This window comes from Rhizobium sp. WSM1328, assembly GCF_057653715.1.
This window is the reverse complement of record NZ_CM172788.1, coordinates 1,069,805-1,081,916: the sequence shown is the minus strand read 5'-3', so window position 1 is coordinate 1,081,916 and position 12,112 is coordinate 1,069,805. Positions and strand designations below refer to the sequence as shown.

General features: G+C 60.7%; 17 protein-coding genes. 13 read left to right on the top strand and 4 right to left on the bottom strand.

The window, feature by feature from the left end; genetic code table 11:
• Positions 1-3: 3 nt before the first annotated feature.
• The gene (locus AC2444_RS05535) at positions 4-450 is read right to left on the bottom strand and encodes a baeRF12 domain-containing protein (RefSeq protein ID WP_012756763.1); all 447 of its coding nucleotides are present in this window, start codon (positions 448-450) and stop codon (positions 4-6) included.
• Between the two features lie 161 nt (positions 451-611).
• Here AC2444_RS05535 and AC2444_RS05530 point away from each other — a divergent pair, with 161 nt between their 5' ends.
• The 3 genes from AC2444_RS05530 to AC2444_RS05520 all read left to right on the top strand — a co-directional run bounded on the left by AC2444_RS05530 (position 612) and on the right by AC2444_RS05520 (position 2,827).
• The gene (locus AC2444_RS05530; protein ID WP_012756762.1) at positions 612-1,013 is read left to right on the top strand and encodes a DUF2177 family protein; all 402 of its coding nucleotides are present in this window, start codon (positions 612-614) and stop codon (positions 1,011-1,013) included.
• A gap of 199 nt (positions 1,014-1,212) precedes the next feature.
• A complete protein-coding gene (locus tag AC2444_RS05525; protein WP_003558031.1) occupies positions 1,213-1,614 on the top strand; it encodes a pilus protein PilZ in 402 nt (133 codons plus the stop codon).
• A gap of 97 nt (positions 1,615-1,711) precedes the next feature.
• A complete protein-coding gene (locus AC2444_RS05520) occupies positions 1,712-2,827 on the top strand; it encodes a pyridoxal phosphate-dependent aminotransferase (RefSeq protein WP_012756761.1) in 1,116 nt (371 codons plus the stop codon).
• 137 nt (positions 2,828-2,964) lie between these two features.
• On the opposite strand, the gene AC2444_RS05515 is transcribed toward AC2444_RS05520, so the two are convergent.
• Positions 2,965-3,231, bottom strand: a complete 267-nt coding sequence (locus AC2444_RS05515) for an SEL1-like repeat protein (RefSeq protein WP_012756760.1) — start codon at positions 3,229-3,231, stop codon at positions 2,965-2,967.
• A 444-nt stretch (positions 3,232-3,675) separates the two neighbouring features.
• On the opposite strand from AC2444_RS05515, the gene AC2444_RS05510 reads away from it, so the two are divergent.
• The 5 genes from AC2444_RS05510 to AC2444_RS05490 all read left to right on the top strand — a co-directional run bounded on the left by AC2444_RS05510 (position 3,676) and on the right by AC2444_RS05490 (position 6,726).
• Positions 3,676-4,014, top strand: a complete 339-nt coding sequence (locus AC2444_RS05510) for a DUF2147 domain-containing protein (RefSeq protein WP_012756759.1) — start codon at positions 3,676-3,678, stop codon at positions 4,012-4,014.
• 72 nt (positions 4,015-4,086) lie between these two features.
• Positions 4,087-4,356, top strand: coding sequence for a CopG family ribbon-helix-helix protein (locus AC2444_RS05505; RefSeq protein ID WP_012756758.1), 270 nt, complete (start codon positions 4,087-4,089; stop codon positions 4,354-4,356).
• Entirely contained in the window at positions 4,353-4,649 is a 297-nt protein-coding gene (locus AC2444_RS05500) for a type II toxin-antitoxin system RelE/ParE family toxin (protein ID WP_012756757.1), read from the top strand. Before AC2444_RS05505 ends, AC2444_RS05500 begins: the two co-directional genes overlap by 4 nt.
• Positions 4,650-4,859: 210 nt before the next feature.
• Positions 4,860-5,039: a hypothetical protein gene (locus AC2444_RS05495; protein WP_012756756.1), complete on the top strand. Its 180-nt coding sequence runs from the start codon at positions 4,860-4,862 to the stop codon at positions 5,037-5,039.
• A gap of 184 nt (positions 5,040-5,223) precedes the next feature.
• Positions 5,224-6,726, top strand: a complete 1,503-nt coding sequence (locus AC2444_RS05490; protein ID WP_012756755.1) for an AMP nucleosidase — start codon at positions 5,224-5,226, stop codon at positions 6,724-6,726.
• Positions 6,727-6,735: 9 nt separating this feature from the next.
• Here the strand turns inward: AC2444_RS05490 and AC2444_RS05485 are convergent, their stop codons facing one another.
• On the bottom strand, positions 6,736-6,951 hold the full coding sequence (locus AC2444_RS05485; RefSeq protein WP_012756754.1) for a hypothetical protein: 216 nt from the start codon (positions 6,949-6,951) through the stop codon (positions 6,736-6,738).
• Between the two features lie 154 nt (positions 6,952-7,105).
• Between AC2444_RS05485 and AC2444_RS05480 the strand changes: the two genes are divergently transcribed.
• From AC2444_RS05480 to AC2444_RS05465, 4 genes are read left to right on the top strand one after another with little or no spacing between them, the layout of a single operon-like run.
• Positions 7,106-7,462, top strand: coding sequence for a YciI family protein (locus tag AC2444_RS05480; RefSeq protein ID WP_012756753.1), 357 nt, complete (start codon positions 7,106-7,108; stop codon positions 7,460-7,462).
• Between the two features lie 10 nt (positions 7,463-7,472).
• Entirely contained in the window at positions 7,473-7,832 is a 360-nt protein-coding gene (locus tag AC2444_RS05475; protein ID WP_012756752.1) for a YciI family protein, read from the top strand.
• 2 nt (positions 7,833-7,834) lie between these two features.
• On the top strand, positions 7,835-8,194 hold the full coding sequence (locus AC2444_RS05470) for a YciI family protein (protein ID WP_012756751.1): 360 nt from the start codon (positions 7,835-7,837) through the stop codon (positions 8,192-8,194).
• Between the two features lie 9 nt (positions 8,195-8,203).
• Entirely contained in the window at positions 8,204-9,445 is a 1,242-nt protein-coding gene (locus tag AC2444_RS05465) for an RNA polymerase sigma factor (RefSeq protein WP_012756750.1), read from the top strand.
• On the opposite strand, the gene AC2444_RS05460 is transcribed toward AC2444_RS05465, so the two are convergent.
• A complete protein-coding gene (locus tag AC2444_RS05460) occupies positions 9,413-10,375 on the bottom strand; it encodes a lysylphosphatidylglycerol synthase domain-containing protein (protein ID WP_012756749.1) in 963 nt (320 codons plus the stop codon). The two genes, AC2444_RS05465 and AC2444_RS05460, sit on opposite strands and share 33 nt — an antisense overlap.
• Positions 10,376-10,548: 173 nt before the next feature.
• Here AC2444_RS05460 and AC2444_RS05455 point away from each other — a divergent pair, with 173 nt between their 5' ends.
• Entirely contained in the window at positions 10,549-12,042 is a 1,494-nt protein-coding gene (locus AC2444_RS05455; RefSeq protein WP_041935491.1) for an ArnT family glycosyltransferase, read from the top strand.
• Positions 12,043-12,112 lie beyond the last annotated feature (70 nt).

Sequence of the window (12,112 nt, the reverse complement as noted above, 5' to 3'; positions counted from 1 at the left end):
GGCTCAGGCGGCGAGATGCCGCTCGATCTCGTCGACCGGCATATTGGTATAGTCCTTCGCCAATTCTACGGAGATCGCTGCCTGCGTGTCGGCGCTGAGGGCCGGCCGCAGCGCGCCGAGTGCTCTCGGCGGCGCAACGAGGACGATGCGGCGAACATCCTTTTCCTGCGCCAGCTCATCCAGCCTTTCCGCGACCTGTTTCAGGAATTGGGCTTCGGCCTGATCCTGCCAGTTGGTCTCCTCGACAGCACTGCGGCTGAAGCCATCGGCGGCATGGCTGCGGCCGGGCTTGTCGGCGCCGATTTCGCGATCCGGCTCACTCGGCTGCGTCAGAGTTTCCAGCACCTTCAGGTTCATCAGTTGGGCATCGCCGGCATTCTGCATGATCAGAGCCTTGGCTCCGTTGCAGACCACGACCCATGATTTCCAAGGGATTTTAACGTCGGTCATCTTCAACTCCTAGCTGTCGTCATTCGAAGCGCGCCGTGCTTCATCGATCAAGGCAGAACGCCTGGCCATTGAAAGAGTTCGGGAAAATTGCACCGAAATCGAACGGGCGGCGATCCGGCCGGCCCTGGCTGCGTAGAAAGGCCAAGTTCGGGAGATTGACGATGAAGACATCACTGCTCGCCTATGCCGGCACCTTTCTCACCCTTCTCATCTGCGACGGGATATGGCTCGGCCTCATCGCCCGCAACTTCTATCGCGATCAGCTGGGAGCGCTGATGCTGCCCTCGCCTAATCTCGCGGTCGGCGCACTGTTCTACCTGTTCTTCGCCGCCGCGGTGGTTGTGCTTGCCGTGCTGCCGGCGCTGTCGGCGGGCTCGATCGCCACCGCGTTTCTCCACGGTGCCATTCTGGGACTGGCGGCCTATGGCACTTATGACATCACCAATCTCGCTACGCTTCGCAACTGGCCGCTCGCCATGAGCCTGGTCGACATGGTCTGGGGCACGGCCCTGACGGCGCTGACTGCCGCCGGCGGATATCTCGCCGTCAGATTTTTTGGCTGAAACGGGAGCCTGGAGATGAAAGCCCGCGTCCCGATTATGAACATCGGGCGTCCCGCTTGGGCACAAAGTTTAAACTCGTTAAAATTGTCATTTTATATTTGACGAATGTGCAAAACATTCATGTGACCTTGGTTCGAGCAAGACCCCAGCTTGCTCGCGATCAAGACCCCAAATGTGCCCCGTCTGACGGAGAATGTGAATGACTATGCTCCGCGCCACACACCTTGCCACGGTCAAGTCCGCTGTCTACGACCTGCGCTGGGAAGAATTCAGTGTCAAACGGCCAGCCCGCATTGTCGCCGTCCGGCCGTGCCTCACAGGCGTCTCCATGCGAAGCGCCGAGATCATCGATATCTCCCAGGGCGGCGCCACCTTCATCGTCTCGACCACGGCCGGCCTGCCAAAGCATTATTATCTCAACATTCTCGGCCTCGCCTACCGGATCGGCTGCGCCGAGGTCTATCGCCATAAGGAACGCATCGGGGTGCGGTTCATCAACATCATGGACCCCGAGGTTCTGCGCCGCGTCGTCCGCACCGATTTCCTTGTCGGCAACATGGAAGCAATCGCTGCCCGACGCGCGCCGATCTTCCGCGCCTGAACAGGCCGAGTCGTTGCGGAAATAATCTTGCTTGCGTTGGCCGTGCCCGGGCCTATTGTTTCGCCAATTGTCATTATGTCCGGGAAACTGCCGTCGCATGTCCGCCTTTTCGCGCTTTACACCTCTTGCCAGCGCCCTGCCCTCCACAGTCCCCTTCGTGGGCCCCGAGGCGATCGAGCGCCAGCGCGGACTTGCCGTTTCGGCGCGCATCGGCGCCAATGAGAACGGCTTCGGCCCAGCCGCTTCCGTGTTTGCAGCGATGCGCGAAGAGGCCGGCAATATCTGGAAATACAATGACCCGGAGAATTTCGCGCTCAGGGAAGCGCTGGCCGCCCATCTCGGCGTCTCGGCCGCCAATATCGCCATCGGCAGCGGCATCGACGAATTGCTTGGCCAGATCGTCCGGCTGGTGATCGAGCCGGGCGCGCCCGTCGTTACCTCGCTCGGCGCCTATCCGACCTTCAATTTCCACGTCGCCGGTTTCGGCGGCCGGCTGGTGACCGTTCCCTACGCAAACGACCGCGAGGATCTCTACGGGCTGCTCGATGCGGTGAAGCGCGAGAACGCACCGCTCGTCTATTTCGCCAATCCTGACAATCCGATGGGAAGCTGGTGGGATGCCGACAGCATCGTCGCGTTCGCCCGTTCGCTGCCCGAGACGACACTGATGGTGCTCGACGAGGCCTATAGCGAGACGGGACCATCAGGTTCGCTGCCGTCGGTCTCCTCGCTGATCGAAATGCCGAACGTCGTTCGCACCCGCACCTTCTCCAAGGCCTACGGGCTTGCCGGCTCACGCACCGGCTACGTGATCTCGACGGCAGGCACGGCGCAGGCCTTCGACAAGATCCGCAATCATTTCGGCATGAACCGGCTGGCAACGGCTGCAGCGCTCGCGGCGCTGAAGGACCAGGCCTATCTCGTCGAGGTGGTCGGGAAAATCCATGCGGCGCGGGAGCGGATCGGCGGCATCGCCCGGGCGAACGGCCTCGTCCCCCTGCCCTCGGCAACAAATTTCGTGGCGATCGACACAGGGCGCGACGGCTCTGATGCACGGTCGATCGTCGACGGCCTGATAGAGCACGGCGTCTTCATCCGCATGCCTGGTGTAGCGCCCCTCAACCGCTGCATCCGCATCAGCGTCGGGCCGGAGACGGATATGGCGCTGCTCGAACAGGCTCTGCCGCAGGTTCTGAAAAAGATCGGCCGATAAAACAGAAGAACCGCGGCCGGTGGAGGAAATCCGGTCGCGGTTCTCTTCTCCCGGCGTCGGCCCCGTCCAAAGCGCCCCGCCAGCCCCCTCTTTTTGAGGTTGTTATTGCTGCTTTGCCGAATTGATTGGAGACGGTTCTAGTGAACCGTCATCCACTCGCGGGCGGCGCGCAGCGCTGCTGCGAGCTGCATCTTGTCCATGGCGGCGGCCACGTCGGCACGAAGCTCGGCGGCGCGGTCGTTGCCCTTGATTGCGGCGATGTTCAGCCATTTGTGGGCTGCAACGAGATCGACTTCGCAGCCGCGGCCGGTCGCATACATCAGACCCATTTCGCAGAAGACATCGGCGCTGTTGTCGCCACCCATGGTGGCCGTTTCAGCATTGTGCATTTCAAAGCGTGCCATCGGTTTTATCCCTGTTAGCCTGTTTATGACTTACCCTGTTTTACCTCGGGGCCTTGCCGTCTATCGCGGCTTGCGGCCCTTGCGGTCCGGCGGGTTTGCCCCGCTCGTTTGATGGGTTCACTATGCCAAACGGCTTTCAAAAAACGCCTAAAATGCATGATTAATTTGAGACAAACAAAGTGCAAACACTTGGTAAAATTGGATTTTCGTTAAACATCGGACTCCCTGCGAATTAAGGATTTTCGAGCGGGTTTTACGAAAGATTCAGGTTTGAAAATAAACGGAACGTTCACCATGAAATCAGCAAGCGATCTCTTTGAACGCTCGCCGCATAGCTTTTTCTCCCGTTTTTCAGCCAGTCAACATGATAGTGATTGGTGTTGTTTACCTTTACGTTCGCGTCAGTTATTTTCACGGCCGAACAGGGACATCATGGAGGAAAAGATGATCCGCAGCTTCGTTCTCGCCGGCGCCATAACAGTCATCGCGGGTATCGCGCATGCCGAGGAGCCGATCGTCGGCAACTGGAAGACGGCCGCCGGTGATACGGCGGTGATCGCATCCTGCGGCGGCAGTTATTGCGTGACGCTGAAGACCGGTAAATATGCCGGCCGGAAGATCGGCACGCTTGCTGGAACCGGCGGCAGCTATGCCGGCGAGATCACCGACCCGGCCGCCGAGAAGACCTATAGCGGCGCGGGCAAGGTTTCCGGCAATTCGCTAAGGATGCAGGGCTGCGTGATGAAGATCCTTTGCAAGTCTCAGACCTGGACGCGGCTCTGAGAGAACGCGGGGGATAGCTGGCAAGGCCGACATGTGTTAGATTGTACACAGTTCAACACAGGAGTTTTCAAAATGGCCGGCAGCACGACCATGACGATTCGGGTCCGCCCCGACGTAAAAGAAAAGCTCGACAGGATTGCCGCCGATACGCACCGCAGCAAATCGTTCCTCGCTGGCGAGGCAGTAGCGGCCTATGTGGAGCGCGAGCTTGAAATCATCGAGGGTATCAAGCGGGGCATGGCCGATGCGGAAGCTGGGCGCGTTATACCGCACGAGCAGGCTGTCGCCGAAATGCGTGAGGTCATCGAAGATGCCAAGCGCAGGAAGACCCCGCGCGGATGAGGCCGGTTCTTTGGTCGAAGGAAGCACACCAAGATAATCTGGAAATTCTGCGTTACATCGCGAAGGACAGCCCCGATGCGGCCGAAAGGGTCGTGGACGCCATCGAGGAAGCCGGCAAGAAACTTGGGGAATTTGCAACCGGTCGGCCAGGGCGAGTAGCTGGCACTTATGAAAAATCCCTCACCCGGCTCCCCTACATAATTTCTTATGAGCTGCGGTCGATCGCGGGACGTGAAAGCGTCGTTATCTTGCGTGTGATCCATACCGCGCGGGATTGGCCGGCCGAAGAATAGCCGAACCAACTTATAAGCGTATCGTAGCGCACCTGCGCAGCCATCATCCAAAACGCCAAGCATGTCGACGCGGCATGCCTCCAAGCCTCTGGCGGTCGGCCGAGCCTGTCCGGCAAGCTGAACGGCTGATGAACCGGCATCTCAGCACCCGTTCAGCCATCGCATGCCAAAACTCTTGTCACGATAGAGTTGCGTATCGGGGATAAGGGGATGAACATCTATATTTTGGCAAGACGCTTTAGCATCATCACGCTGTTTGCGGCGATCTTCGCGATCACGTTTTCGGCAGTCGTGGTGCACGAAGGCGGCGGCGGGGCGCAGTCGCATTTCGGGGCGAGCTATACCTGCCTGGAGAGAAACGGCACCTTCTGCGCGCCTGCGGTGCGGTGACTAAAGCGCATCGCATCGAACCGAATTCATGCAATGCGCTTTAAGTCTTTTATGTATGCAGATCCTTATAAAAAACCGCTGGACACTTTTGGGCGACATCGCATCGGACAGGCAGCAGGATAAAAAATCGGAATCCGCCAGCGCGCGTCGTTTGCTTGTCAAGAACAACTCTCTATAATGTGTCATGAACAAACGAATCCCCCCTTTGTCGCCCCTCGACATTTCCTCTCCACCGCCTTTCCAGCCTGAGAGTTTCGATGATCCCGCCAAGGCGGTCGAGGCGCTGACGGCGCTTTACGAGCGCAATACGGCGTTTCTCATCCAGAGCTTCGCCGAACTCGCACAGGGCGCGCCGATCTCCTCGCGCTACCGCGCTTTTTATCCGCAGGTCAGCATCGAGACGACAAGCTTCGGCCATGTCGATTCGCGGCTTTCCTATGGTCATGTCACGGCACCCGGCATCTATACGACGACCGTCACCCGGCCGAAGCTCTTCAAGCATTACCTGAAAGAGCAGCTGGCGCTGCTGGTGAAGAGCCACAATGTGCCTGTCATCGTCTCGGAATCGACGACGCCGATCCCCTTGCACTTCGCCTTCGGCGAGGGTGCGCATGTGGAAGCATCGACCAACGCCTTCATCGACGTTCCGATGCGCGATATCTTCGACACACCCGATCTCAACACCACCGACGACGAGATCGCCAACGGCGAGTATATCCCGCCGCCTGGAGAGCCCTCGCCGCTTGCGCCATTTACCGCACAACGCATCGACTACTCGCTCGCCCGACTGTCGCATTATACGGCGACGCATGCCGAGCATTTCCAGAATTTCGTGCTGTTTACGAACTACCAGTTCTATATCGACGAATTCTGCAGCTGGGCGCGCAAGCTGATGGCCGAGGGCGGCGACGGCTATACTGCCTTCGTCGAGCCCGGCAATGTCGTCACCCTGCCCGGCTCGAACGCGCCGGAAACGGATTCCGCCCTCACCCGCCTGCCACAGATGCCAGCCTACCATCTGAAGAAGAAGGGCCATGCCGGGATCACCATGATCAATATCGGCGTCGGCCCCTCCAACGCCAAGACGATCACCGACCACGTCGCCGTGCTGCGCCCGCATGCCTGGCTGATGCTCGGCCATTGCGCCGGTCTTCGCAACAGCCAGCGGCTCGGCGACTATGTACTCGCCCATGCCTATATGCGCGAGGACCATGTCCTCGACGACGACCTGCCGGTCTGGGTGCCGATCCCGGCGCTGGCCGAAGTGCAGGTGGCGCTGGAAGCCGCCGTTGCCGAAATCACCGGTTACGAAGGTTTCGAGCTGAAGCGCATCATGCGCACCGGCACCGTCGGCACAATCGACAACCGCAACTGGGAACTGCGCGACCAGCGCGGGCCGGTGAAGCGGCTCTCCCAGGCGCGCGCGATCGCGCTCGATATGGAATCGGCAACGATCGCCGCTAACGGCTTCCGCTTCCGCGTGCCCTATGGCACTCTGCTCTGCGTCTCCGACAAGCCGCTGCACGGCGAATTGAAGCTGCCGGGCATGGCAACGGCCTTCTACCGCACGCAGGTCAACCAGCATCTGCAGATCGGCATCCGCGCCGTCCAGAAGCTTGCCGCCATGCCGAAGGAAGCGCTGCATTCACGCAAGCTGCGCAGCTTCTTCGAAACGGCCTTCCAATAGGCCGTTTCCTCATCTGCCCGTGACGACAGGCGCCGAACCGTCGGCCAGCATCTGCGGCCGGCCGGCGGCAAGGTTCAGCCCTGATATCAGTAGGGTGAAGGCGACGACGACGAAAGCGATGCGCAGAAGAACCTTCAGCGCATCGGCATCGTCGAGTACGAGCTGATGCTTCTCACGACGGCGTGCCCAGATCTGGCTTGCCAGGGCGATTTCAAGAATGCTCATTTCCGTTCTCCTCGACAGGTTTCGATGAAGCCTTGTCGAGTGCTGCCTTGCGATTTCGACAGCCGGCCGGCACAAAGATTTTTTCCGCCGCTGTCGAAATGCAGGGAACTCGGTCGTCCAGGGTTATTGAGACGCTCACAAGGAGGCTGCCGCGATGAAATATCTCTGTCAGGTCTGGTTCGATGGCGGGGTACTCGACGCCATGACGAAAGAGGAAAAGATAGAACTCGACACCAATTCCTTGAACTATGACAAGGACCTCGTCGAAAGCGGGCATATGATCGTCGCCCAGGCGCTGCAGCCGCCGAAATCGGCGGTGACCGTGCGGGTGCGCAACGGCGAGATGTCAGTGACCGACGGTCCCTTCGCCGAGACGAAGGAGGCGCTCGGCGGCTTCATCCTGATCGAGGCAAAGGATCTCAACGAAGCGATCCGCATTGCGTCAGGCATCCCGCTCGCCAGGCTCGGCGCGATCGAGGTGCGGCCAATCCACGAATTCGGAGCTAAATGAGGAGAGACCAATGAAATTTCTATGCCAGATCTGGTTCGACACGGAAAAAAGCAAGCTGGTCCCTCAGACCGAATGGGATGCGCTCACACAGGAGTGCATCACCAGCGACAATCGCTGGCGCGAGAGCGGTCATCTGCTGGTGGCGCTCGCCTTGCATGAACCGTCAACGGCGGTCACGGTTCGCCTGCGCAATGGCGAAGCCTTTGCGACCGATGGCCCATTTGCCGAAATCAAAGAGCACCTCGGTGGTTTTGTGCTGATCGAAGCCGAGAATATCGAGGAGGCGAAGACGATCGCGTCGAGTTTTCCGATCCTCAAATATTGCTCAATCGAAGTGCGCCCGACTTACGCCATCCAGGATGGGAAATAGCCATGCGCTACATCTGCCTGATTTATAACAGCGCCGACACGGACGGGACGCTGACGCCTGATGAAACCGATGAACTCGTCAAAGCGCATTTCGCCTTCGACGAGGAGCTGCGCCGCGACCGCATCATGATCCATGCCGATGCGCTTGAGATGCCGGACAAGGCGATCGTGCTGCAGGTTCGAAACAATAGACTGTCTGCCACCGACGGCCCCTATGTCGAGACGAAGGAGCATCTGGCCGGCTTCTACGTCATCGAAGCGCCGGATGTGGTGAAAGCCAGGGAAATTGCCGGACGGATCCCGTCGGCGCGTTTCGGCGCGGTCGAACTGAGGCCCGTGCGGATGCTAACCTTGCCGGACTGAGGTGCGCCGTTGGAAAGCGTGATCGAGGAAATCTATCGGACGCAGTCGCGCCGGGTGCTGGCGACGCTGATCCGCCTGCTCGGCGATTTCGACCGGGCGGAGGAAGCGCTTCACGACGCCTTTGCCGCGGCCGCGCGGACATGGCCGACGGACGGTATTCCCGGCAATCCAGTTTCCTGGCTTGTTTCCACCGGGCGCTTCAAGGCGATCGACACGATCCGGCGGCGGGCGCGTTTCGATGCTTCGCAGCATCATATCGAGGACAGCCTCTACACGCCCGATGCAACGGAGATCGGCGACATGGAACCGATCGAGGACGACATGCTGCGGCTGATCTTCACCTGCTGCCATCCTGTTATTCCCGCCGATGCGCAGATGGCGATGGCGCTCCGGGAAATCTGCGGGCTGACCACCGAAGAGATCGCCCATGCCTTCCTCATTCCAGCGCCGACGGTCGCCCAGCGGATCGTGCGCGCCAAGAGCAGGATCCGGGCGGCAAAGATCCCCTACGAGGTGCCCGGCCGCGAGGCACTGCCGCCGCGGCTCGACCGGGTGCTGCACGTCATCTATCTCGTCTTCAATGAAGGTTATTCGGCCTCCTCCGGCGAGGAGGTGGTCCGCGCCGACCTGACGGCGGAGGCGATTCGGCTGGCGCGGCTGCTACTGACGCTGCTGCCGCATCCCGACGTCTGCGGCCTGCTGGCGCTGATGCTGTTGCAGGATTCCCGCCGCACCGCCCGCCGCGGCGAGCAGGGATCGCTGGTGCTGCTTGCCGATCAGGACCGCTCGCTCTGGGATCATGCAAAGATTACCGAAGGCCTCGCGCTGCTCACGGAAGCGATGCGGGCGGGAGAGATCGGCACCTATACGCTGCAAGCGGCGATCGCTGCCGAGCATGCCCGAGCGCCGGCTGCCGAAGAGACCGACTGGCGGCGGATCGCTTTCTATTACGATCTGCTTCTGGCGGCGCAGCCCTCCCCGATTGTCGAGCTCAACCGTGCCGTGGCGATTGCGATGGCGGAAGGGCCTGCAAAGGGGCTGGAACTGGTCGATGCCATTCTGGCACGCCGGGAGTTGCAGGCCTATCACCTCGCCCATTCGGCGCGTGCGGATTTCCTGCGCCGTCTCGGCCGGACCGATGAGGCTATCGCGGCCTATGAAACGGCGCTGTCTCTCTGCCGGCAGGAGCCGGAGCAGGCGTTTTTGAGAAAACGGATTTCAGAGCTTGCCGCGACGCCCGAGCGGCAGTGAAATCGCCGTGCCTGTCAGTGCCGAGACGATGATCAGCAGGTGGGCATTGACGCTTGCCTGCGCCAGCGCGGCCAGGGCCAGCCGCTCGCTTGAGGCGCCCAAGGCGATGGCGCCGGCCGTGATGCCGGCCGGATAAGTGCCGACGCCGCCTGGCGCATGCATCGGCAGCACGGAGGAGAGCTCGCCGCCGAGCGCGCCGCCGAAACTTGCGGCCATCGGCAGCACACCCATCAGGCCGAGCGCCCAGGCCAGCACCATCACCTTCACCAGCCAATTGACGATGGTCATCGCCCAGGCGCGCGCAAAGGTGATGGCATCGAGCGGCAAGCCGTTTTCGATCTCGGCGACGAATTTCTGCGCCTTCTTCGGCAGCAGTCTGGCGGCCAGGCGCAGCAGCGGCTTGCGGGCGGCGAAAGCCGCGACCGGCAGCAACAGGAAGACCGTCCAGAGCGACCAGGCAACAGCCGCATCGGCCGAAGCGACGGCAAAACCGATGCCGGCGGCGGCCAGAAGGGCGTGCAGATCAAGCAGCCGCATGACGAACAGCGCCGAGGTTCCGCGCGTCAGAGGAATGCCGAATTCGGTGCGCATCAAGAGCGGAAAGCTGGTCTCGCCGGTGCGGAAGGGCAGCATGATGTTCAACAGGTTGTGGATCTGCGTGACGCGGAAGAGGACCGCGAACCGGCCAGCCGTTTCCTTCGGAAAATAATCATAGATGCGCCAGGTGCGCAGGAAATAGGTGCTCGTCAGCAGCACCAGCGCACCGATCACCGGACCCGCGCCGACATCGGCCCACTGCCTGATGATAACAGGCCAACCCCAGAACCATTGGATGAAGAGGCCATAGGCTGCGACGATGACGACCGTCAGAACGGTCATGCGATTGCGCATAAACCAGGATTGCCGGCTTTCAACGATCGAACTCTTCATGTAGTAGGCATTCCTCGCTTGGCTTCGGCATAGGCAGCGGTTCCGTCGCCAGGCCTTTTAGGAGAAATGAAGGTTGCGCACAACGGCGGAGTTGATGGCGGCGGTGGCGAACAGGCTTCCACGCCGACGATCCGAGCGCCGTGACGGCGCCTTGCCGGCTTGACGTGGAGACGATGTTGGAGCGGATTACCAAAAGCATTACGAGCGCAAGTATTTTTCTGGCAGGCTATTTCCTGCTGAACATCGCGCTTCGCATCGCCTTGCCGCATACGCTCGATCTCGACGAGGCGGAGCAATCCTTCTACTCGCAATACCTGCTTGCCGGCTACGGCCCGCAGCCGCCCTTCTACAACTGGATCCAATATGCCATCGTTTCGGTGACCGGCATATCGATGTGGGTGCTCTCGGTGCCCAAGAACATCATCCTCTTCGGCTGTTATCTCTTCTACGGGCTTGCTGCCCGCGAGGTACTGAAGAGCCGTTCGCTCGCAGCCGTCGCCATGTTGAGCCTGATTACTCTGCCGCAGGTCGGCCTGATGGCGCAGCGCGAACTGACCCATACGGTTGCCCTGCTGTTTGCGACCTCGCTCTTCCTCTTCGGTTTTTTCCGCACGCTGCGCCAGCCGACGATCGGGAGCTATCTCCTCATCGGCATCGCCACGGGCATCGGGCTCATCTCGAAGTATAATTTCGCCATCCTGCCATTTGCTGCTCTCGTCGCCGTGCTGCCAGAGCGGGAATGGCGCAGCCGGCTCATCGACTGGCGTTTGCTGCCGGCCGCCGTCCTTGCCATTCTGATCGTGCTGCCGCATGCGCTCTGGCTGCCTGACAATCTTGCCAGCGCCTCTGCGCCGACGCTGGAGCGGATGACTGCCGAACACCTGGCCCCGGCCGGCCTCCCCCGCATCGGGCAAGGACTGCTGTCTCTCGTCATCGCCGTCCTCGGCTTCGTCGCATTGCCGATCGTTCTGATCGCGGCCGCCTTCCGGCGCAACTTCTTTCGCGCGCTCTCCTCTTCCAGCCCGATGATCCGGGTGATCGAGCGGATGATGGTCATCAGCCTGCTCGCCTTCGTCGGCGTGATCCTCTTCGCCGGCGCGAGCGATATCCACGAGCGCTGGCTCGACCCATGCCTGCTCGTCCTGCTGATCTATCTGTTCCTGAAACTGGAAACCGCAGACCTCGATCTTTCCGCCGGTCTTGCGCGCTTCCGGCCGGTGGTGCCGGTCTTCATGGTCGTCATCCTGTCGATCCTTCTTTTCCGGATCGCCGGCATTCAATATATCGGCACTTATACGAGAACGAACGTACCCTTTTCCGGCTACGTTGCTGAATTGACCGCGACCCGCAAGCCGGTTCTGATCGTGGCGGGAACCAAGTTCGTTGCCGGCAACATGCGGCTAAAGTTTCCCGACGTTCCCGTCGTGATCCCGTTCTTCCCCGGTCCCGGAGTTCCCGAATATGCTGACGCGAAGGGGCCGGTGCTGGTTATCTGGCGCGGCGAGACCGCAGATGATCCAACAATTTCCCCCGGCTTCGCCAATGACCTCGTCAAATCGGGCATTCATCTGCCAGAGTTGAAGACGCTGACGCTGCCCTATCTCTTCGGCGACGGCAAACGCAGCTTCTCCATTGGTTACTCCTGGGTGGACGGCGGCGCGAAATAGCGCCCCGGCAGATCAGCCGATTGCGGGAAACCGGCATTGCCCGCTGGCAACCGGCGGACACTTCATGTAG

Coding starts and splice junctions, on each gene's coding strand:
- AC2444_RS05535 (WP_012756763.1), bottom strand. CDS start 450: ATGACCGACGTTAAAATCCCTTGGAAATCATGGGTCGTGGTCTGCAAC.
- AC2444_RS05530 (WP_012756762.1), top strand. CDS start 612: ATGAAGACATCACTGCTCGCCTATGCCGGCACCTTTCTCACCCTTCTC.
- AC2444_RS05525 (WP_003558031.1), top strand. CDS start 1,213: ATGACTATGCTCCGCGCCACACACCTTGCCACGGTCAAGTCCGCTGTC.
- AC2444_RS05520 (WP_012756761.1), top strand. CDS start 1,712: ATGTCCGCCTTTTCGCGCTTTACACCTCTTGCCAGCGCCCTGCCCTCC.
- AC2444_RS05515 (WP_012756760.1), bottom strand. CDS start 3,231: ATGGCACGCTTTGAAATGCACAATGCTGAAACGGCCACCATGGGTGGC.
- AC2444_RS05510 (WP_012756759.1), top strand. CDS start 3,676: ATGATCCGCAGCTTCGTTCTCGCCGGCGCCATAACAGTCATCGCGGGT.
- AC2444_RS05505 (WP_012756758.1), top strand. CDS start 4,087: ATGGCCGGCAGCACGACCATGACGATTCGGGTCCGCCCCGACGTAAAA.
- AC2444_RS05500 (WP_012756757.1), top strand. CDS start 4,353: ATGAGGCCGGTTCTTTGGTCGAAGGAAGCACACCAAGATAATCTGGAA.
- AC2444_RS05495 (WP_012756756.1), top strand. CDS start 4,860: ATGAACATCTATATTTTGGCAAGACGCTTTAGCATCATCACGCTGTTT.
- AC2444_RS05490 (WP_012756755.1), top strand. CDS start 5,224: ATGAACAAACGAATCCCCCCTTTGTCGCCCCTCGACATTTCCTCTCCA.
- AC2444_RS05485 (WP_012756754.1), bottom strand. CDS start 6,951: ATGAGCATTCTTGAAATCGCCCTGGCAAGCCAGATCTGGGCACGCCGT.
- AC2444_RS05480 (WP_012756753.1), top strand. CDS start 7,106: ATGAAATATCTCTGTCAGGTCTGGTTCGATGGCGGGGTACTCGACGCC.
- AC2444_RS05475 (WP_012756752.1), top strand. CDS start 7,473: ATGAAATTTCTATGCCAGATCTGGTTCGACACGGAAAAAAGCAAGCTG.
- AC2444_RS05470 (WP_012756751.1), top strand. CDS start 7,835: ATGCGCTACATCTGCCTGATTTATAACAGCGCCGACACGGACGGGACG.
- AC2444_RS05460 (WP_012756749.1), bottom strand. CDS start 10,375: ATGAAGAGTTCGATCGTTGAAAGCCGGCAATCCTGGTTTATGCGCAAT.
- AC2444_RS05455 (WP_041935491.1), top strand. CDS start 10,549: ATGTTGGAGCGGATTACCAAAAGCATTACGAGCGCAAGTATTTTTCTG.